Here is a 19,111-nt window from a genome sequence, read left to right as displayed (position 1 = left end):
CCGTGCTGCTGGCCGAGTTGCGGGCGGCGCTGAACGCCGAGCTGGCGGCCACGCCCGAGTATTACGACTTCAAGGTGCTGCGCAGCGAGCGCGAGGGCTCGCTCTGGCGCGTCACGCTGGAGCCTGGCTATGTGTTCGCCGAAGGCCAGCGCCCCGGCCAAAGCTCAGCCCAGACCTTGCTCGACGACAGCCTGGACGGCGCCTCCGCCTGGTGGGGCGCGCCGGTCAAGGGCGGCGCCAGCGTGCTGGCCCTGGTGCCCGAGGACGACCAACTCGTGCTGCAAAACGCCAGCTGCCCGCCGCCAGGGCCAGACTGCCTGATCCGCCTCTACCCCACCCGATTTCTGAACGCCGTGGCCGATGCTTGGTGGGACACGCCCTGGGCCGAACGCGCCCTGGCCTGCCTGCCCGATCTGGCTCAGCCGCAGGCGCTCAACAGCGCCGCCCCGCCCCTGAGCGGCGCGCCCTTTCGCTGGCTGCGCAGTGCCCAGCGCCAGGCCTTGAGCCTGGTTGAGCACAGCAGCGCCTTTTTGTGGGGGCCGCCCGGCACCGGCAAGACCACCACCCTGGGCGTGCTGCTGGCCGAGTATCTGGACACGCGCCCGCAGGCCCGCGTGCTGCTGCTGTCCACCACCAACCAGGCGGTGGATCTGGCCACCCTGGCCGTGGACAAGGCCTTGCAAAAGGGCCGGCGCGAGCATTGCCGCGCCGCCGTGCAACGCCTGGGCACCCGCTTCGACGCCGCCGCTTATGCCGGCCGCGAGCACCTGATCCCCACCGAGGACCAAGGCCTGATCGCCGCCCTGGCTCGCGCCGAAGCCGCTCGCCCCACGGCCCGCGACGCGGCGGCCCTCAAAGCCTGGGCCGACCGCGTGGCCGATCTGCGCGAGCAGCTGCGCGCCTCCAGCCTGCAAGTGCTGCAACGCTGCCGCCTGGCCAGCATGACGACGACGCGCGCCGCCTTCACGCTCAAAACCCTGCGCGAACTCTCAGCCGATGAGGAGCCGCCCTTTGACCTGCTGGTGTTTGACGAGGCCAGCCAGGTCAGCCTCGCCCACGCCCTGGCCCTGATGCCGCTGGGCCGCGCCCGCCTGTTTGCGGGCGACCCCCAGCAGCTCTCGCCCGTGCAGCGCAGCGCCGACCGGGCTGCGCGTAAATGGCTGGGTAGATCAGCGTTCTCTGAGAAGCCCCTTCGAGGCCCCTCAGTCGCCTTGCTGGACGAGCAGTCCCGCATGGCCGGGCCCATCAGCGAGCTGGTCAGCGATTTGTTCTACGACGGTGCCCTGCGCGTGGCGGCCGATGCGCGAGCCTCGCCCGCCTGGGCCCAGGCCCGCCACCGCGCCCTGGGCAGCATCGCTGCGGACACGCATGTGCATGTGCATCAGGTGAAGAACGACGGCGCCTGGTCCGCCGCCGAGCGCGGGCCGGTGCGCGCCGAATCCGCCGAGGCGATTGCCGCGACGGTGGCCGCCGCGCTGGGCCTGGGCGCCAGCGGCGAAGCCGGCGCCTGGCAGCCCCAGGAGCTGATCGTGCTCACCCCCTTCCGCGCCCAGCGCGCCCTGATCCGCCAGCGCCTGCGGGCGCGCGGCGTGCCCGAGTCCGTCAAGGTCAGCACCGTGCACCGCGCCCAGGGCAGTGAGGCGCCGGTGCTGCTCTTCGACCCGGCGGACGGCAGCCAGCCCTTTTTGCAGACCGAGGAAGCGCAGCGCCTGATCAATGTGGCACTCAGCCGCGCCCAGGCCAAGGTCATCGTCTATCTGTCACCGGCCGACGCCAGCAACCCCTGGCTCGCCGCCATCCTGCAGCGCCTGCGCCTGGCCGGCGATGCGCGCGAAGTGACGCCTTTGCTGGAGTTGGCCCGCCAGCCCAACTTCCCCGCCAACGCCCTGGGCCGCCGCGTCAGCGCCGGCCGCCACACCGGCGAAGTCAGCCACCTCAGCCCCGACGGCCAAGCGCTCTGGCTCGTCAACGAACGCAGCGGGGCGAGCCAGGCGATTGATGTGGGGTTTTGGAGGAAGAAAGCGGCTGAGGCCACGTGAGCACCCGCCGGTTTGTTCAGGCGGCCGGCGCCGACCCCTCAGCTTCAGGGTGCCTTGCCGCCCAAGCCCGCAGTGCTCGCCGGTAGCCGTCCATCTCCAAGTCGTACAAATCAAAGATGCAGGGATCGCAGCCATTGCCGCAGCAGGCATCGAGGTCGGGCTGCACAGGCGGCTGAGGCTTGGGATCGGGGTCAGGTGTTGCGGGGGAATTCATGGCGGGAATTGTCTCGCGGCACTAATTACCCTGCTTGGTGGCAGGCATGCCTCGTCTACGATTGGCGCCAATTTCAAAACATCAATCACTCAATCAAACGGCCTGATCTGCCAACTCAGGGCCGCAGCCAAGGATTCTCATGAGCACGCCCATCCCCCCTCGCCTGCTGGAGTTTGTTGACGAACGGGTGTTCAACTTCGCCCAGGGCGCGCAGCGCCATTTCGGTACGAATGATCTGGTCGTGCTGCTGGACTTCAGAGAAGAAGTCCCCGGGCTGGAAGCCCTGCCCCGCCAGCGCTTGGCCGATGCCGATGAATTGCCACTCGATCTGCGCCTCAAGCTCGCCAAGCCAGTGGCTGAACTCAAGCCCGAACTCGGTGCAGTGGATCAGTCGTTTTGGTATCTGGTGATTTTTGAAGATGAAGATTTTGAGTGTGGGGAGGTCAGCGTTGCCTTCTTGGCCTCGGGTAAGAAGGCATGAACACGCCCAGACAGTGAAACAGGATCGGCACAATGCGCTTCTCAACCGAAGAAAGACAAAGCCTTTTGGCGGTCAAAGGTGTCGGGCCCACGGTGATCGCCCGCCTGGAGCAGATGGGGTTCTCGTCGCTGGCGCAGTTGGCGGACGCAGATGCGGATGACATCCTCACTCAAGGCGCTTTGCTCTCGGGATCGTCATGCTGGAAAAACAGCCCACAGGCAAGGGCGGCAGTTCAAGCGGCAATTCATATGGCGCTTGAACATGTCGATGACTACCGCGCAAGCTAGGCCTCCTAAGGTAAGGCTTCGAAAACTCACCGGTCGCGACTCGAGAGGGTGCAAGCTGCGTGCCTACGTCCTCACCACTTGCGGCTGGGGCAGGTTCAAGTGCATCAAAGCCCTAGCCTTGACGGACACAAGCTGAAACACCTCCCCCGTCAACCGCGCCAGCGCCCTGGCGTTCAAACAAGGCCGGTAGCAAGAAGTTATCGGCCTTTTTCTTGACGGAACCTCGACCATGACCACGCTGACACTCACCTTCAACGGCCCCGAAACCCAAGCTCGCCAAGCACTCGGGGGGCTGCTGCAGCGCTTTCGCTCGGCCTACTTCGTTGAGCGCAGCGGTAACGAATATGCGGTGACCACCGACGAAGCCACCGCCAAGGAACTGGCACAACAGCCCTTGTGGTCTAGCCGCTTGGCGCCGGAGCAAGCCCAGCATTGATTGACCGCTCTGGCTCACAGCAGGGGTTAGATCTAGCCCCTGCTTTTGACACCGTCAGGCGGCAACGCAAACAAGTGCAGCCCTCGCTCGATGCTCGCGTTTTACCCCTGTGGCCAAGCGGCGCGCTCGCCCTAAACTCGCTCCGACCCCCGCCACACCTCGGAGCCCACCATCGCCGCCCATCACATCCCGCCCATCCAAGGTTTGTTGGCCTTTGAGGCCTTGGCGCGTTTGCGCAGCGTGACCTTGGCGAGTGAGGAGTTGAGCGTGACGCCGAGTGCGGTGAGCCATCGCATCCGGCAGTTGGAGGCGCGTTTGGGGGTGAAGCTGTTTGCGCGCAGCAGTGGCAATTTGGACTTCAGCCTGACGACCGAGGGCGCCTCTTATCTGGCCCGGGTCCGGGAGGCGATTGCGGCCCTGCAGCAGGTGCCAGCCGGTGTACCCGAGGGGCGGCGCAGCCGCTTGCGGGTGGCCGTCACGCCGACCTTTTCGCGCCAGTTGCTGCTGCCAAGGCTGGCGGCTTTTCGGGCGGCTTACCCGGAGATTGATCTGGTCTTGCAGGTGACCATCCCGTTTTTGAACGTGACGGCGGAGGACGCGGACATTGAGTTGCGCTTTGGCACCGGGCCTTTCCCTGACCGCGAGTCCCTGCATCTGCAGTCGGACGAGGTGACGCCCGTCTGCAGCCCCTCCTATCTGCAGGAGATGGGGCCGTTTGATGGCTTTGACACGATTGAGACCATCTCGCGCGCCCGCCTGATCCGCTGCCCGCTGGAGCCCTGGCGCAGCTGGTTCAGCGCCTGCAATATCGCGCTGGCCGAGCCCAATGACAGCCTTGGCGGCAATGCAGCGGGAGGCTCGCAGTTCAACGACATTGGCCTGGTGCTGGACGCCGCGGTGGCCGGCTTTGGCGTGGCCTTGATGCGGCTGCAGCTGGGCGCCAGCTGGCTGGACAGCGGGCAGCTCTTGCGCCTAAGCCCCAAGAACGCGCCCTCGCCTCACCATTACTTCTTGTGCTGGAAGCCCGGCACCTTGCAGCGCTGGGAATGCGCGGCATTTGTGGATTGGCTGCGGGAGGCGCTGCCTTCGGGTGTTCACCCAGCCAAGGGCAAACCCGGATTTTGAATTTTTTTCAAACGGCGGGCTAAGAGCTTTCACGCCGCCAAATCGCCAGACTGACACATTCGCTCCTCAGTGACATCCGCTTCACCTGAGGAGACAAAACATGGTCTGGCAGCAAATTTACGACCCGTTCGGGAATATGGTGATCTCCACCGCCTTGGCCGCTGTGCCGGTGGCGGTGATGTTGGTTTGCCTGGGCTTTCTTCACATCAAAGCGCATATCGCGGCAGGCCTTGGCTTGCTGAGTGCACTAGCGATTGCCGTCCTGGCCTATGGCATGCCGGCGGAGATGGCGGGCAAGGCGGCGCTGCTGGGCGGCTTCACCGGCTTGCTGCCGATTGGCTGGATCGTGCTCAACATCATCTTCTTGCAACAGCTGGCGGAGAAGAACGGCAGCTTCAAGGTCTTGCAGGATTCGCTCTCGGGCATCACCGATGACAGGCGCTTGCAGCTGCTGCTGATCGCGTTTTGCTTCGGTGCTTTCTTCGAGGGTGCGGCGGGCTTTGGCACACCGGTGGCGGTGACGGCGGGCATCTTGATCGGCCTGGGTTTCTCACCCCTTGCGGCCTCGGGCCTGAGCTTGATCGCCAACACCGCGCCGGTGGCTTTTGGCGCCCTGGGCACGCCGGTGATCACCCTGGCCAAGGTGCATGGCTACGACTTGATGGAGGTGACGGCCATGATCGGCCGCCAGCTGCCCTTCTTCTCGCTGCTGGTGCCCTTCTGGCTGATCTGGGCCTTTGCGGGGCGCAAGGCCATGATGGAAATCTGGCCGGCAATTCTGGTGACGGGCCTGGGCTTCGCGATCCCGCAGTTCCTGGTGTCCAACTTCATCGGCCCGGAGCTGGTGGACATCATCGCGGCCATCGTCTCCATGATCTGCCTGATCGCTTTCCTGCGCGTCTGGCAGCCCAAAAAGGTGTGGCGCTCCACCTCGCTGAAAGGCCATGAAACCGATGGCGGCGAAGCCCGCGCGGAAGTGCTGCGGCCCCAGCATTCCGCCAGCGCCTTGATCCGCGCCTGGACACCCTGGGCCATCTTGACCGTGTTCGTCTTCGTCTGGGGCCTGCCGCCGGTGAAGGCCTATCTGAACAGCTTGTTCGCGCCTGCCTTCCCCATGGCTGGTCTGCACAATATGGTGGAAAAGATGGCCCCCGTGGTCAGCCACCCCACCAAGGAGAGCGCGGTCTACACACTCAACTTGCTCTCGGCCACCGGCACCGGCATCTTGCTGGCCTCGGTGATCAGCGCCCTGGTGATGAAGTACCGGCCGCTGCAGATCCTCAAGACCTTTGGCGAGACCTTGTGGATGGTGCGTTACTCCCTGCTGACCATTGTGCTGATGCTGGGCCTGGGCACGCTGACGCGTTACTCCGGCACCGACACGACGCTGGGCCTGGCATTCGCCAACACCGGCCCTCTCTACCCCTTCTTCGGCACCTTGATGGGCTGGGTGGGCGTGGCGATGACGGGTTCGGACACGGCGTCTAACGTCTTGTTCGGCGGCATGCAACGCGTGGCGGCCGAGCAGCTGGGCCTGAGCCCCAATCTGATGGGTGCGGCCAATAGCTCGGGCGGGGTGATGGGCAAGATGATCGACGCGCAGTCCATCGTCGTGGCCTCCACCGCCACCCGCTGGTTCAACCACGAGGGCGACATCCTGCGCTATGTCTTCTTCCACTCGGTGGCCCTGGCTTGCCTGGTGGGCTTGTACGTGACCATGCAGGCCTATGTCTGGCCCTTTACCTTGATGGTCATCCACTAAGGAGCCACGATCATGACAGTCATCACCAACATCGAAGACCTGCGCCGCCTGGCCCAGAAGCGCGTGCCGCGCATGTTCTATGACTATGTGGACTCGGGCTCCTGGACGGAGTCCACCTACCGCGCCAATGAGGCGGATTTCCAAAGCATCAAGCTGCGCCAGCGCGTGGCGGTGAATATGGAAAACCGCAGCACCGCCACCCAGATGATCGGCCAGGACGTGGCCATGCCCGTGGCCATGGCGCCCACCGGCTTTTGCGGCATGCAAAGCGCCGACGGCGAGATCAAGGCGGCGCGCGCGGCCGAGCGCTTTGGCGTGCCCTTCACGCTCTCGACCATGAGCATCTGCTCCATCGAGGATGTGGCGGCGGCGACCACAAAGCCGTTTTGGTTCCAGCTCTACATGATGAAGGACCGCGCCTATATCGAGCGCCTGATCGAACGCGCCCGCGCCGCGCGCTGCTCGGCCCTGGTCATCACCCTGGACTTGCAGATCCTGGGCCAGCGCCACAAGGACTTAAAGAACGGGCTTTCCGCGCCGCCTAAGCTAACGCTGCCGAACATCGTCAACATGATGAGCAAGCCGCGTTGGGGTCTAGGAATGTTGGGCACCAAGCGGCACGGCTTCGGCAATATCGTGGGCCATGTGCAGGGTGTCGACAATATGGGCAGCCTCAGCGAATGGACGGCCAAGCAGTTCGACCCGGCGCTGAACTGGGGCGATGTGGAGTGGATCAAAAAGCGCTGGGGCGGCAAGATCATCGTCAAAGGCATTCAGGAGGTGGTGGATGCGCGGCTGGCGGTGGACTCGGGCGCGGACGCGCTGATCGTCAGCAACCACGGCGGCCGCCAGCTGGACGGGGCGCAGAGCAGCATCCAGGCCCTAGGTCCAATAGTGGACGCGGTGGGTTCGCAGATCGAGGTGCATATGGACGGCGGCATACGCAGCGGCCAGGACGTGCTCAAGGCCGTGGCCCTGGGCGCCAAGGGCACTTACATCGGCCGCGCTTTCCTCTACGGCCTGGGCGCCATGGGCGAGGCCGGAGTGGACAAGGTGCTGCAAATCATCCACAAGGAGCTGGACCTGACCATGGCTTTTTGCGGCCACACCCAGATCCGCAATGTGGACAAGAGCATCTTGCTGCCAGGCACCTTCTGAAGCGCTTTAGACTTGCGCGCAATTCACTTTTTGCGCGAGTCCCACCCCATGCAGCTGATCAGCCTCAACACCGCCACCGCTCAGCCGCTTGAGGTGCCGGGCGGCAAGACCGTGCTCAGCGGCATACGCAAGCAGAGCCAAACCGAACGTTTGGCCGTGCAAGCCCTAGGCGTCGCGGGTGATGAGCAGGCCGATCTGAGCGTGCATGGCGGCACGGCCAAAGCCGTCTACGCCTACCCGCTGGAGCACTACGCTTTTTGGCAGACGGTGCGTGCTCAGGCCAAGGCCGCTGGCTGGAGCGAGGCCTTGCCACATGGTGCGATGGGAGAAAACCTGACGCTCAGCGGCCTGCTGGAAAACCAGGTCTGGATCGGCGATGTGCTCAAGTTCCCCGACTGCGAGTTAACAGTCAGCGAACCGCGCTTTCCCTGCTTCAAGTTCAACGCGGTGATGGGCTTCAAGCAGGCCGTCAAGATGATGGGCCAAAGCGGCTGGTGCGGCTTTTACCTGAGCGTGAAGACGCCGGGCACGCTGCAGGCCGGTGAAGCCTTTGAGCTGATCCCCGGCCCACGTGAGATGAGCATCCCGGAGCTGTTCCGCGTCAAGTTCAGGGCTTGAGTCGGCGCCGGCTGAGCAAGCCCAGCAGACCCAGCCCCGCCAGCATCAAAGCCAACGCGCTGGGCTCGGGAACCGCCGCCACATCACCCACGCGCACAGCCATCGCATAGGCCCCGCCGAAATTGGCGGACTGAAAGTTCTGCCCTGCTTGGTAGGCACTGAAGTAGTAGGCAAGATTGGGGTTGCCGTTGTAGTTGTTGCCGGTCCAAAAGGTCAACACCCCGTTGCCATCCTTGCCCAGATTGAGAAACAAGGCCTGGTTGGCGATTTGCTGGGGCGTGTCGCCGGTCTGCTGATAGACGGGCTCGAAAGCCTTCTCGCCCAGATCGACCACAAAGAGATGGCTGATCTCGCCGCCGCTGCAGCCGTAGGCGCCCAGGGCCGCGCAGCTGCTGTCGGTGGGATTGATGGTGGGCAAGCGCCAGTCATCAAAGCCCCCGTAGACCAAGCCGTCTGCCCAGGTCTGGGCCGCATGCCAGCCCATTTGCCCGCCGGGCTCGATGTAAGTGCCGTTGCTGGTGGAGCCGCCCGCGTGGGCCGCCGCATAGCCCGAGGTCTTGGCGTAATTGACGTCGGCCAGCCAGGTGAGATTGAGCGTGCTGTCGTAAATCATGCCGCCGCCGCGGTCAAACAGCTCCGCCTGCGCACCGCCGCTGGCCAAGACCAGCATCGCACTGGCAGCCCACAGGCCCAGCTTCCGTTTCATCCTCATCGCGTCCTCCAATCACTGTTCAGAATCGATTGCCTTGCGCTTGATTCTGGGCAGAGGGACGGGGGCTCACAACCCTACCGAGGTAGGGCGGATTTCAGAGCGTCGGGTAGTCGATATAGCCCTTGGCATCGCCGCCGTAAAGCGTGGCGCGGTCCAGGGGGTTGAGCTGGGCATTGAGGCGCAGACGGCGCACCAGGTCGGGGTTGGCGATGAAGTCGCGGCCAAAGGCGACCAGATCGGCCCGCCCCTCGGCCACGGCCTTCAGCGCCATCTCTCGGGTGTAGCCGTTGTTAACCATCCAGGCGCTGGCGCCGCCCAGGTGCTGTCGCATCGCGGCGTAGTCAAAGGGTGCGATATCACGGGCGCCGCCGGTCTGGCCCTCGATCACATGCACAAAAGCCAGCTTCAGCGGCGCCAGCTGCTGGGCGATGTGATTGAACAGGGCTTGCGGGTCGCTGTCTTGGCCCGCGCCATTCACCGGCGTCACCGGGCTCAGGCGCAGGCCTGTGCGGCCGCTGCCAATCGCCGTGGCGATGCCGCTCATCACCTCCAGCGTCAGGCGGGCACGGTGGGCGATGGAACCGCCGTAGTCGTCGCTGCGGTCGTTGATGCTGTCGCGCATGAACTGGTCCAGCAGATAGCCGTTGGCGCCGTGCACCTCGACGGCGTCAAAGCCCGCCTCCATCGCGCATTCGGCGGCGCGGACGAAGGCACGGATGACACCGGGGATCTCGGCCAGGCTCAGGGCGCGTGGCGCGGAGACGGGCACAAAGCCCTCGGCCGTGTAAGTCTTGCCCCCGGCCGATATGGCGGTGGAGGAGACCGGCGCCGCGCCGCCGGGCTGGAAGCTGGTGTGCGAGATGCGGCCCACATGCCAGAGCTGCACCGCGATCTTGCCGCCCTCGGCATGGACGGCGTCGGTGACGCGGCGCCAGGCCTTGATCTGCTCGGGTGTGTGAATGCCCGGGGTGTCCAGATAACCCTGGCCCTCGGCGCAAACCTGCGCGCCCTCGCTGATGATCAGGCCGGCCGTGGCGCGCTGGCGGTAATAGTCCACCGCCATCTCGCCGGGAACCAAGCCCTTGGAGCGGCTGCGCGTCAGCGGCGCCATCACGATGCGGTTGGCCAGGGCGAGCTCGCCGAGCTGAAGGGGATCAAAAAGATTGGGCATGGCTGAAGAGCGGGTGGGCAAAAGCTGGAATGCCGCAAGGGTAGCGGGAAAACCATGGCCTGTTTGACCCAGGGAAGCTCAAACCCTGTTAGCAAACCAGCTCCCGGCCAATCACTCGTCCTTGCCCTGCTTGCCACCTTTGTCGAACACCACAATCCTTGCCCGGCCGCGCGGCTCGCCACCCGGGTTCGTGTTGATCTCCACCTCTTCCGTCCTTCTGTCGTAGACGATCGATTCCCCGCGTATCTCGCTGCGCCGACGCTTGGACTGCACCGTCACCAAGCATTCGCCTTGCATCCTCAAGATGCCTGTCGATTCGTCGTAGATCGCCATTCGGCTTTCGCTTGCGTAGTTGGACCCGTCCTTGGCCGTCCACTGAGCTTTGACACGCCGCTCGGGCGAGGACGACTGCAGCTGGATGGTGGCGTAATCATCTTTGTCAGTTGAGACCACGGCGGTATCGGCCGTATACATCGCGTCCTTCAGCCGAACCACAACATGCCCAGTTAGCACGCCACTCTTCTGATGAAGATTTGCAGTGCCTCCTTGCGATTCAATAGAAAGTTCGCGCACACCCCCCTCTTGCGCCGCCACTTGGGAAGCGCAATTCAGCGCCAGGATAAGGGTCAGGATTCTGTTCATCAGGGACTTGCCTCGTTCAGTTGCCAAGACACCAAGCGTCTGCAGAAGCTTGCTCGTCATCGTCCCAGCCATCCCCTTTGGGAACAAGTGCAGGCCGCCAAAACGCAGGGACTTTTTATGGGGACACGCAAGCCCGATAGACTGAGCCCGCACATCAGGTGCAGCAACCAGGGCCCCACATGAAGGACAAAACGGCGAACGCGACATTGCTTCACAAACGGCGCAGCCTGCAGATGGCCTTGGCCTCCGCCTCAGCCCTGCTGCTGCCCCGCCACCTGTTGGCGCAGGAGTCGCCTGCAGCGCCACCCAAAGGCCAGGTCTTGAAGGTCGGCCCACTGCGCGAGCTGCGCAGCTTGGCGGCTGCCTCCAAGGCGGCCAAGGACGGCGATATGCTGGAAGTGGATGCGGGCGACTACCTCGGCGATGTGGCGGCCTGGCCGCAAAACAATCTGCGCCTCAAGGCCGTGGGTGGCCGGGTGCGCATGCTGGCCCAGGGCGCGGCCTCGCAGGGCAAGGGCATTTTTGTCACCACCGGGCGGGGCATCAGCATCGAGGGCTTTGACTTCATCGGCGCCCAGGTGCCGGACCAGAACGGCGCCGGCATACGGCTGGAGGCCGGCTCGCTCAGCCTGCGTGACTGCACATTCAAGGACAACGAAAACGGCGTGCTGACCAGCAATGACGAGAAGGTACGGCTGGAAATCGAGGACTGCGAGTTCGGCACCATCGTTCGGCGCAATGGCAAGAACCACAACCTTTACGTCGGCGCCATTGCTTACCTGCGTGTGGTGGGCAGCTACTTCCACCACGGCCAGTCCGGGCATTTGCTGAAAAGCCGGGCGGCCGTCAACCACATCTTCTACAACCGTCTGACGGACGAGTTAGGTGGCCGCGCCAGCTATGAGCTGGAGTTCCCCAACGGCGGCCTGGCCCTGGTGGTGGGCAATGTGATCCAGCAAAGCGCCGGCACCGAGAACCCCCACATCATCGCCTTCGGCTCCGAAGGCTATGGCCCTGGCCGCCATGAGCTGCATCTGATCAACAACACGGTGGTGGACCAACGCCCCAGCGGCGGCGTCTATCTGCGGGTCAATCCGGGGGCGGTCAAGGTGCGGCTGATCAACAACCTCTGGGTGGGCAACCCGCAGATTCCGGCCAACCCGGAATGGGAGCAGGCGGGCAACTTCCTGGTCGATCTGGACACTTTTGTGCTGCCCATGCGAGACAACTATCTGCTCAAGCCCGGCGCCAAGATACGCGGCAAGGCGGTGGACCCCGGCGAGGTGGACGGCCTCAAGCTGCGGCCGACCGAACAGTTCCTGCACCCACGCGGCACGCTCAAATTGAAGGCCGTGGCGATGAATCCGGGCGCTTTCCAGTTCCCGTAAACCTAGCGGAAACACCGCTTGCAAGGCTGGGAAGGTAAAGTCCAGCCCTATGCTCGCCTATCGTCACGCCTTCCACGCCGGCAATCACGCCGATGTTCTCAAACACCTGGTTCTGACCCAGGTGCTCCGCTATATGGCGGAAAAAGACAAACCCTACACCTTGGTCGACACCCACGCGGGTGCCGGCGGCTACTCCATCGAAGGCCAGTACGCCCAGAAAAAGGGCGAGTATGTGCACGGCGTTTCCCGCCTCTGGGACGCCAAAGACCTGCCCGAGCCTCTGCAGCAATACCTGGAGCCCGTGCGCGCCTTCAATAGCGACGGCCAGCTGCGCCAATACCCCGGCTCGCCCGCCATCGCCAATCTGCTGATGCGCGCCGATGACCGCCTGCGCGTGCACGAGCTGCACCCCACCGACTACCGCATCCTCGACACCTACCTCTCCACCCGCCCCAACACCCAGGTCAGCGACAAGGACGGCTTCTCCGCCCTGCGCGCCGAGCTGCCACCGCCCTCGCGCCGTGGCGTGGTGCTGATGGACCCGTCCTACGAGCTCAAGAGCGACTACGGCAAGGTCGTGACCGCCGTGCGCGAGGGCCTGGAGCGCTTTGCCGATGGTGTGTTCCTGGTCTGGTACCCGCAGCTGCAGCTGCTGGAGTCCGCCCAACTGCCCCAGCGCCTCAAGGCCGCGGCCGATGCAGGCGCCAAAAAGGGCTGGCTGCATGTGCGCCTGACCGTGGCACAGCAGGAGAACGCCCGTGGCGTGGGCATGCTGGGCAGCGGCATGTTCGTCATCAACCCGCCCTTCACCCTGCACGACCAGCTGCAGGAATGCCTGCCCTATCTGGTCGAGAAGCTGGGCCAGTACGACGGCGCTAACTTCTTGTTAGAGCAACGCTCGAACTGAGCCCATTGCAAGCTTGAGCCTGCCCGACCCGATACGCATAGGCGCGCTCTGCCGGCTCACCGGCGCCACGCCCAAGGCGGTGCGCCTGTACGAAGCGCTTGGGCTGATCCCCAGCCCCGCGAGGGACGAGGCCGGCTACCGCCTCTATCGGCAGGAACAGCTGGACGCCGTGAGCCTGATCCGGCAGGCCCAAGCGCTGGGCTTCCGCCTGGCCGAGTTGCAGGCCTTGGCCCAGCAAGCGCCCTTGCTGGAAGCTGTGAGTCTGGGCCTGGCCCGCGAGGGCCTGGCCAAGAAGCAGGCGGCACTGGCCGCACAAATTCAGCAACTGCAGGCCTTGCAAAGCCGCTTGCAGGACTTCGATGGCCTGCTCGCCCAAGCCCATGAGCTGGCCTGTGCCTGCCCCCAGTTGCAGGCCTACAAGGCCCTCAAGACTCCCCGCAAGAAAAAGTAGTGCTTGACTCTGCCCCATGGGGCAGACCCCATGCTGGCGTTCTCTTCCGCTTTGGCGGCCCCAAAAGCCGCAGCCAGAACGCCTCATGAGCACGCAAGCCACGCCCAAAAACATCCTCATCATCAATGCCAACCCCAAGCCCTACAGCCTGTGCCGGGCTCTGGCCGATCGCTATGCCCAAGGGGCCGAGCAGGCCGGCCACCGGGTCGAGCAGGTCGACTTGCGCGAGCTGAACTTCGCCCTCAATCTCAGCCAGGGCTATGTCGGCGCCCAAGACTTGGAGCCAGATCTACAAGCATTGCAGGCGCAGATTCTGCAGGCCCAGCATCTGGTCTGGGTCTACCCCGTGTGGTGGGGCTCGATGCCGGCCCTGCTCAAAGGCCTGCTGGACCGCTTGCTGCTGCCGGGCTTTGCCTTTCGCTATGCCAAGGGTCAGGTCTTGCCCGATCGTTTGCTCAAGGGGCGCAGCGCCCGCCTGCTGGTCTGCATGGACACGCCGGCCTGGTACTTCCGCTGGCTGCAAGGCGCGCCGGCGCACCGCATGATGAAGACCGCGGTACTGGAGTTCTGCGGCATCGCGCCGGTGCGCATCAGCGAATTTGCCCCGGTGCTCAAGAGCAGCGCCGCCCGGCGCGAGCACTGGTTGGCGCAAGCGCAAGCCCTCGGACTCAGGGGCGCCTGAGGCCGGGTTTGGGGGGATTTCGCGGTACGCTGCCAACCTCATCTGGATCGCCCCCTCGCGCACACCACCGCCATGTCGAACGCCCCCACTTTTGGACTGAGCTCCGCCGCCCTCGCCCGCTGCCTGCCTTTTGCAGTTTTCATGCTTTTGCTGGGCCTGCGAGGCGCCCTGCCGGTGAGCGAGAGCCTGGACCCGCGCTGGGTCTACGGCCTCAGCGTCTTCGTCGTGGGCGGAATGCTGGCCTGGTACTGGCGCGAGTACGGCGAGCTGGCGCGGCAAAACCTGCCCAGCGCTCGCGAAGCGCTGTTGAGCGTGGCCGTGGGTCTGGCCGTGTTCGGCCTGTGGATTCATCTGGACGCGGCCTGGATGCAGATCGGCGAGCCCACGGCCAGCTTTCTACCGCTTGATTTGCAAGGCCAGAAGATCTGGCCCCTGATCGCCCTGCGCTGGGTCGGCGCGGCCCTGATCGTGCCGGTGATGGAGGAGTTGTTCTGGCGCTCATTCCTGATGCGCTGGATCGCCTCGCCGCAGTTCCAGACGGTGGACCCGCGCGCCGTGGGCCTGAAGGCCATCGTGCTCTCCACCTTCGTCTTCATGCTGGCCCACACCTTGTGGCTAGCCGCCATCGTCGCCGGTCTGGCCTATGCCTGGCTGTATATGCGCACCGGCAAGCTCTGGACCGCCGTGATTGCCCACGCCGTCACCAATGGCGTGCTGGGCATCTGGGTGGTGATAACCGGGCAGTGGCAGTTCTGGTGATCAGGCCTGGGTGGCCGAGGACACAAACTCCAGAATCAACTCGTCCAGCGTCCCCATCAGCTGCGCCGCACGCTCGGGCGACATGGAGGGGAAATGTTGCGCAAACAGGCGGTGGGCGGCCGCGTCGGCGGCCTTGACCTTCTCCGCCCCGGCGGGCGTGACGTAAAGCAGCAGGGAGCGGGCGTCTTTGCCGTCGATGCGGCGCTCCAGCAGGCCCAGCTCGCAAAGCTTGCCCACCAGCTTGGAGGTCATGGCCTTCTCGGCAAACGACCAGCGCCCGATCATGAACACCGGCTGGCCGGGGTTCAGATGCACCAGGCGCAGCACCCGCAACTCCTTGATCCCCAGGCCCACCTCATTCTTGTAGAGGGCGTCGTTCTCGCGGGTGACCAACTCGCTCAGCGCGATGAAGCGGTAGGACAGATAGAAGGGGCTGTCCATCTGACCCAGCATCTGCTGCAGAAAGTCGACTTCCTTCTTTTTCATCCGCGCCATCGCAACCTACATGAGTCAAAGAGAGGCTGGCAGTCTACACGGCAGCCCTCTGGCTCGCGGCGCGCGGCAGCTCGGTTTTGGCCACCACGGCCAAGGCCACAAAAGAAATAGCGATGGCAAACAAGGCGTAAATACTGGGCGCCGCCTTGGAGCCGGTGGCGGATATCAACGCCGTCAAAACCATGGGGGCGAAACCGCCAAACAAGGTCACCGACAGGTTGTAACCCAGCGAAATCCCAAGGCTGCGCTCCCGCACCGGGAATAACTCGGCCAGTACCGCCGCCAGCGGGCCGTTATACAAACTCAGCAGCAAGGCCATCAAACCCTGGAAGAACAGCAAACTCTGCAAATCCTTATGTTCCAGCAGCAGCAGGAACAAGGGAATGATGGCGCCGGCCACCAAAATCAGGCTGATCTGCATCATGCGGATACGGCCAATCCGGTCGGACAATTCCCCCATCAGCGGCGTCACCAGCAGGGAAATCAAGCCCGTCAGCATGGCCGACAAAAAAGCACTGGTTTGCGGCAAACCCAATTGCTTGATGGCAAAGGTGGGCAAATACAGAATCAGCACATAGGAGCTGACCGTGCCCCCTGCAATCAAACCCATGCACAGCAAGACATTGCGCAGCATCTGGCGGCCTTGCACCGGCGCGGGCTTCTCACGCGCGGCCTTTTTCTGCTCGGCCTGAAACTCGGTGGTTTCCAGCATGGAGCGGCGCATCAGCAAACCCACCGGGCCAATCAGCAGACCAAACACAAAAGGCAGGCGCCAGGCCCAGGCATCCACCTCGGCCGGGGTATAGCGGCTGAAAATAGCCCAGGCCACACCGGCGGCAAACATCGAGGCCAAACCCTGGCTGGCAAACTGCCAGCTGCCATAAAACCCGCGGCGCGCGGGGTTTTGCTCGGCCAGAAAAGTGGTGGCGCTGCCAAATTCACCGCCGGCCGAAAAGCCCTGCAGCAAACGGGCAGACACCACCAAAACAGGCGCCATCACGCCAATACTTTCAAATGACGGCGTTAAGGCAATGATCAAAGTACCCAGCAACATCAAACCCACGGTCAGCGTCAGCGCCGGTTTACGGCCATGCTTGTCGGCATAGCGGCCGATAAAAAATGCACCAAACGGTCGCACCAAAAATGGCACGCCAAAACTCGCCAGCGCCAGCAATAGCGAGGTTAACTCATTGCCGGTTGGGAAAAACACTCGCGCAATCACCACCGACAAAAAGCCGTAGATGATGAAGTCATACCACTCCAGGGCATTGCCCACCGAGGCCATCAAAATATTGTAGAAAGGCGACCTCTTCATATCTTGGCCGCCCAATTTGATTTCACTCATGCTGTTCACCTTTTATTGCTGCGCCGCCGCCGACAAACGGCGCTCGACCAGACGGACAAAGAATGCGATGCCAATTGGCAAAATATCGTCATTGAAGTCATAGCCGGGGTTGTGGCATTCCACGCCGCCCTGGCCCAGGAATAAATAACAACCCGGTATTTGCTGCAGAAACACCGCGAAATCCTCCCCAGCCATAATGGCTGGGAAGTCGCTGCTGACCTTTTCCGCGCCCAGCAATTCATGCGCCACGGCCAGCGCCACGGCGGTTTGCTCGGGGTGGTTGACGGTGGCCGGGCAGCCGATGGGGAAGTCCAGCTCGATCTGGCTATGGCTGGCCAGCGCCATGCCGGTGCACAGATCCTGCAAGCGTTTTTTGAGAAGTTGGCGCGTACTCTCTTTGTAAGATCGCAGGGTGCCCGCGGCATAGGCCGAAGCCGGGATGACGTTGCCAGCCTCCCCGGCGGCGATCTTGCCGAAACTCAGGACCGCCACATCCATGGGGTCGATATTGCGGCTGACAATGCTTTGGGCCGCCACCAGCAACTGCGCCAGGCAAACAATGGGATCAATCGTTTCCTGCGGTCTGGCGCCGTGGCCGCCCTTACCCTTGACCCTGATTTCAAAGGAATCACCCGCGGCCAGCATCACCCCAGGTTTCAGCGCAATTTGCCCCAGGGGCAAATGGGGCGCGTTATGCAGGGCATAAATTTCGCTGAAGGGAAAGCGCTTCAGCAAGCCGTCGGCCAGCATGGCGGCCGCACCGGCAATACTTTCTTCCGCCGGTTGAAACACAAACACCACCGTGCCGGCGAAATTTCTATGCACCGCCAGATACTCGGCCGCACCGATCAGCATGGTGGTATGGCCATCATGGCCACAGCCATGAAATACCCCCGCCTGGCAGGAGGCATAGGGCAGGCCGGTGGCCTCGTCCATGCGTAAAGCGTCCATATCGGCCCGCAGTGCGATGCTTTGGCCGGTATCCGGCAAATCACCGCGCAGAACTCCGACCACGCCGGTGCCGCCCACAGCTTCATGAGTTTCAATCCCTGCCGCCCGCAAACGCAGGGCTACCACACGGGCGGTGCGAGTTTCCCGAAAAGCGGCCTCGGGATGGGCATGGATATCCTGGCGCAGGGCGCGCAGGGCCGCCAAGCCATTGCCTAATTGAGAAAATAGGGTCATGGTGAATGGCTCGTTCAAAATTTTGTTCGTAAACCCACGCGCAGGGCCGCTTGCTGCGCAGTACTGGATGGAATTTGCGCAGGCAAGGCACCAAACACATTGCCACCCGCCGCATCAATCCGGCCATAAGTCATATAGACATCGCTGCGTTTGGACAGGTTGTAGTCCAGCCCCATATTGAATTGGTGCCAATGATTGGCGGCCATCTGGGAATAGGCATAGCCAAAGCCAGCCAGCAGATTCGGGCCCAGCCAATAGTCCAGCCCGGCTTCGTAGATTTTTAAATCCAGTTTCTCGTTGGCGGTCTCAAACCGTGTCCAGGTCAAGACCGAGCGCAGATTGAAAGCCCCCAGGCGATAAGTCGCCGCCAGGCCGAGATTGCTGGTTTTATCGAGAGCGATGGCCGTGCCGCTGGGCGTGCTCTGCCCGCCAAACTGGCTCAGCCCCATGAAATTAAAGGGCAGGAAACTGGTGTCGCGTGCCTGGGTATAGGCCAGGCCCAGGCTGAAACCATCGCCGCTATACCCCAGGCCGGCACTCCAGCCGCTCTTGGCTTGGCTGGCACCCGCCACCTCGCCCAGGGAGTAAAGAACGCCGATATTGAAACCGCCCGAGCTCTTGAATTGGTATTTGAGGGCGTTGTTCAAACGCTCTCCAGCGATGCGATCCACATCGCCCAAATGCCAGGCATACAGGCCGCCGATATTGGCGGCCGTCGCAGCATTGGCCAATTCTTCGACCATGAAGTCATATTGCCGCCCCAGGCTGATCACGCCATAGGACGACTGCAAACCCAGCCAGGCCTGGCGGCCAAAGATCAACCCCCCCTGCCCCAGCATGCCGGTATCCAGGGCAAACCCGCTTTCCAGCACAAACAGGGCGCGCTGGCCGCCGCCCAAATCTTCTTCGCTACGGAATCCCAGGCGGTTGGCCTGCTGCACGCCGGTGTCCACCAACCAAATGGCCTGGCCGCCCATATTGCTGAGCCGGCTGACGCCCACATCGAGCAGGCCGTAGACCTGAACCTGGCTGCCGGCAAAGGCGGGGCTACTCATGGCTGTCACTATCAGGAGTGACGAAGCTATAGATTTCACAGATCGAATTCCTTGAACAAAAGGGGACCGCGAGAAGCCTTGGCAAGCACAGCAAGGCCGACAACAAGATTGTTAAGTAAACAATTTACTTTCACACCTATGTTTACCCGGATTGCGGGCAGAGGCGGACTCGGGCGGTCCTTGGGCCCAGGAAATAGCG

The 19,111-nt window shown here is 63.4% G+C and carries 21 protein-coding genes; 13 read left to right on the top strand and 8 right to left on the bottom strand.

The annotated features are described in order from the left end of the window. Nucleotides 1-2: 2 nt before the first annotated feature. Nucleotides 3-2,039, top strand: coding sequence for a DEAD/DEAH box helicase (locus DBR47_RS11035; RefSeq protein WP_124449875.1), 2,037 nt, complete (start codon nucleotides 3-5; stop codon nucleotides 2,037-2,039). Nucleotides 2,040-2,055: 16 nt separating this feature from the next. Here DBR47_RS11035 and DBR47_RS11030 read toward each other — a convergent pair whose 3' ends face one another. Next, nucleotides 2,056-2,253, bottom strand: a complete 198-nt coding sequence (locus tag DBR47_RS11030) for an oxidoreductase-like domain-containing protein (RefSeq protein ID WP_124449873.1) — start codon at nucleotides 2,251-2,253, stop codon at nucleotides 2,056-2,058. A gap of 139 nt (nucleotides 2,254-2,392) precedes the next feature. On the opposite strand from DBR47_RS11030, the gene DBR47_RS11025 reads away from it, so the two are divergent. The 7 genes from DBR47_RS11025 to DBR47_RS10995 all read left to right on the top strand — a co-directional run bounded on the left by DBR47_RS11025 (nucleotide 2,393) and on the right by DBR47_RS10995 (nucleotide 8,120). Further along, a complete protein-coding gene (locus DBR47_RS11025; RefSeq protein WP_124449871.1) occupies nucleotides 2,393-2,734 on the top strand; it encodes a hypothetical protein in 342 nt (113 codons plus the stop codon). Between the two features lie 32 nt (nucleotides 2,735-2,766). Next, nucleotides 2,767-3,021, top strand: coding sequence for a helix-hairpin-helix domain-containing protein (locus DBR47_RS11020; RefSeq protein ID WP_124449870.1), 255 nt, complete (start codon nucleotides 2,767-2,769; stop codon nucleotides 3,019-3,021). Nucleotides 3,022-3,250: 229 nt separating this feature from the next. Beyond that, nucleotides 3,251-3,457, top strand: coding sequence for a hypothetical protein (locus DBR47_RS11015; RefSeq protein WP_124449868.1), 207 nt, complete (start codon nucleotides 3,251-3,253; stop codon nucleotides 3,455-3,457). Nucleotides 3,458-3,628: 171 nt separating this feature from the next. Next, nucleotides 3,629-4,582, top strand: coding sequence for a LysR substrate-binding domain-containing protein (locus DBR47_RS11010; RefSeq protein WP_124449866.1), 954 nt, complete (start codon nucleotides 3,629-3,631; stop codon nucleotides 4,580-4,582). Between the two features lie 100 nt (nucleotides 4,583-4,682). Next, complete coding sequence (locus DBR47_RS11005) at nucleotides 4,683-6,344, top strand: L-lactate permease (RefSeq protein WP_124449864.1); 1,662 nt, start codon at nucleotides 4,683-4,685, stop codon at nucleotides 6,342-6,344. Between the two features lie 12 nt (nucleotides 6,345-6,356). Continuing rightward, on the top strand, nucleotides 6,357-7,502 hold the full coding sequence (locus tag DBR47_RS11000; protein WP_124449862.1) for an alpha-hydroxy acid oxidase: 1,146 nt from the start codon (nucleotides 6,357-6,359) through the stop codon (nucleotides 7,500-7,502). A gap of 12 nt (nucleotides 7,503-7,514) precedes the next feature. Continuing rightward, entirely contained in the window at nucleotides 7,515-8,120 is a 606-nt protein-coding gene (locus DBR47_RS10995; protein WP_370454903.1) for an MOSC domain-containing protein, read from the top strand. On the opposite strand, the gene DBR47_RS24705 is transcribed toward DBR47_RS10995, so the two are convergent. The 3 genes from DBR47_RS24705 to DBR47_RS10980 form a co-directional block, all read right to left on the bottom strand. Continuing rightward, nucleotides 8,110-8,832 carry a PEP-CTERM sorting domain-containing protein gene (locus DBR47_RS24705; protein WP_197047016.1) on the bottom strand — a complete coding sequence of 241 codons (723 nt, stop codon included), beginning with the start codon at nucleotides 8,830-8,832 and terminating at the stop codon, nucleotides 8,110-8,112. The genes DBR47_RS10995 and DBR47_RS24705 overlap by 11 nt on opposite strands. Nucleotides 8,833-8,926: 94 nt before the next feature. Then, nucleotides 8,927-10,003 carry an alkene reductase gene (locus DBR47_RS10985; protein ID WP_124449858.1) on the bottom strand — a complete coding sequence of 359 codons (1,077 nt, stop codon included), beginning with the start codon at nucleotides 10,001-10,003 and terminating at the stop codon, nucleotides 8,927-8,929. 111 nt (nucleotides 10,004-10,114) lie between these two features. Beyond that, nucleotides 10,115-10,705: an LptA/OstA family protein gene (locus DBR47_RS10980; RefSeq protein ID WP_197047001.1), complete on the bottom strand. Its 591-nt coding sequence runs from the start codon at nucleotides 10,703-10,705 to the stop codon at nucleotides 10,115-10,117. Between the two features lie 119 nt (nucleotides 10,706-10,824). On the opposite strand from DBR47_RS10980, the gene DBR47_RS10975 reads away from it, so the two are divergent. From DBR47_RS10975 to DBR47_RS10955, 5 genes are all read left to right on the top strand, one after another. Next, nucleotides 10,825-12,033, top strand: coding sequence for a hypothetical protein (locus DBR47_RS10975; protein ID WP_197047000.1), 1,209 nt, complete (start codon nucleotides 10,825-10,827; stop codon nucleotides 12,031-12,033). Between the two features lie 49 nt (nucleotides 12,034-12,082). Next, the gene (locus DBR47_RS10970) at nucleotides 12,083-12,940 is read left to right on the top strand and encodes a 23S rRNA (adenine(2030)-N(6))-methyltransferase RlmJ (RefSeq protein ID WP_124449852.1); all 858 of its coding nucleotides are present in this window, start codon (nucleotides 12,083-12,085) and stop codon (nucleotides 12,938-12,940) included. Nucleotides 12,941-12,953: 13 nt separating this feature from the next. After that, nucleotides 12,954-13,391 (top strand): MerR family transcriptional regulator, encoded by a 438-nt coding sequence (locus DBR47_RS10965; RefSeq protein ID WP_231512250.1) that lies wholly within the window; start codon nucleotides 12,954-12,956, stop codon nucleotides 13,389-13,391. An 85-nt stretch (nucleotides 13,392-13,476) separates the two neighbouring features. After that, entirely contained in the window at nucleotides 13,477-14,073 is a 597-nt protein-coding gene (locus DBR47_RS10960; RefSeq protein ID WP_124449848.1) for an NAD(P)H-dependent oxidoreductase, read from the top strand. A gap of 72 nt (nucleotides 14,074-14,145) precedes the next feature. Next, nucleotides 14,146-14,832, top strand: coding sequence for a CAAX prenyl protease-related protein (locus DBR47_RS10955; RefSeq protein ID WP_124449846.1), 687 nt, complete (start codon nucleotides 14,146-14,148; stop codon nucleotides 14,830-14,832). Here DBR47_RS10955 and DBR47_RS10950 read toward each other — a convergent pair whose 3' ends face one another. Genes DBR47_RS10950 through DBR47_RS10935 form a run of 4 tightly spaced genes read right to left on the bottom strand, consistent with a single transcriptional unit; the run spans nucleotide 14,833 to nucleotide 18,912 of the window. Further along, nucleotides 14,833-15,318, bottom strand: a complete 486-nt coding sequence (locus tag DBR47_RS10950) for a MarR family winged helix-turn-helix transcriptional regulator (protein WP_197046999.1) — start codon at nucleotides 15,316-15,318, stop codon at nucleotides 14,833-14,835. It lies immediately after the preceding gene. A gap of 43 nt (nucleotides 15,319-15,361) precedes the next feature. Beyond that, nucleotides 15,362-16,672, bottom strand: coding sequence for an MFS transporter (locus DBR47_RS10945; protein WP_124449842.1), 1,311 nt, complete (start codon nucleotides 16,670-16,672; stop codon nucleotides 15,362-15,364). Between the two features lie 12 nt (nucleotides 16,673-16,684). Then, nucleotides 16,685-17,857 (bottom strand): amidohydrolase, encoded by a 1,173-nt coding sequence (locus DBR47_RS10940; protein ID WP_124449840.1) that lies wholly within the window; start codon nucleotides 17,855-17,857, stop codon nucleotides 16,685-16,687. Between the two features lie 14 nt (nucleotides 17,858-17,871). Beyond that, nucleotides 17,872-18,912 (bottom strand): porin, encoded by a 1,041-nt coding sequence (locus DBR47_RS10935; protein WP_124449838.1) that lies wholly within the window; start codon nucleotides 18,910-18,912, stop codon nucleotides 17,872-17,874. Between the last annotated feature and the right edge of the window lie 199 nt (nucleotides 18,913-19,111).

It is taken from the genome of Paucibacter sp. KBW04 (assembly GCF_003852425.1).
Lineage (GTDB): Bacteria > Pseudomonadota > Gammaproteobacteria > Burkholderiales > Burkholderiaceae_C > Paucibacter_A.
Note: the sequence above shows the minus strand (reverse complement) of the source record. Positions and strands in the feature narration are given on the sequence as shown.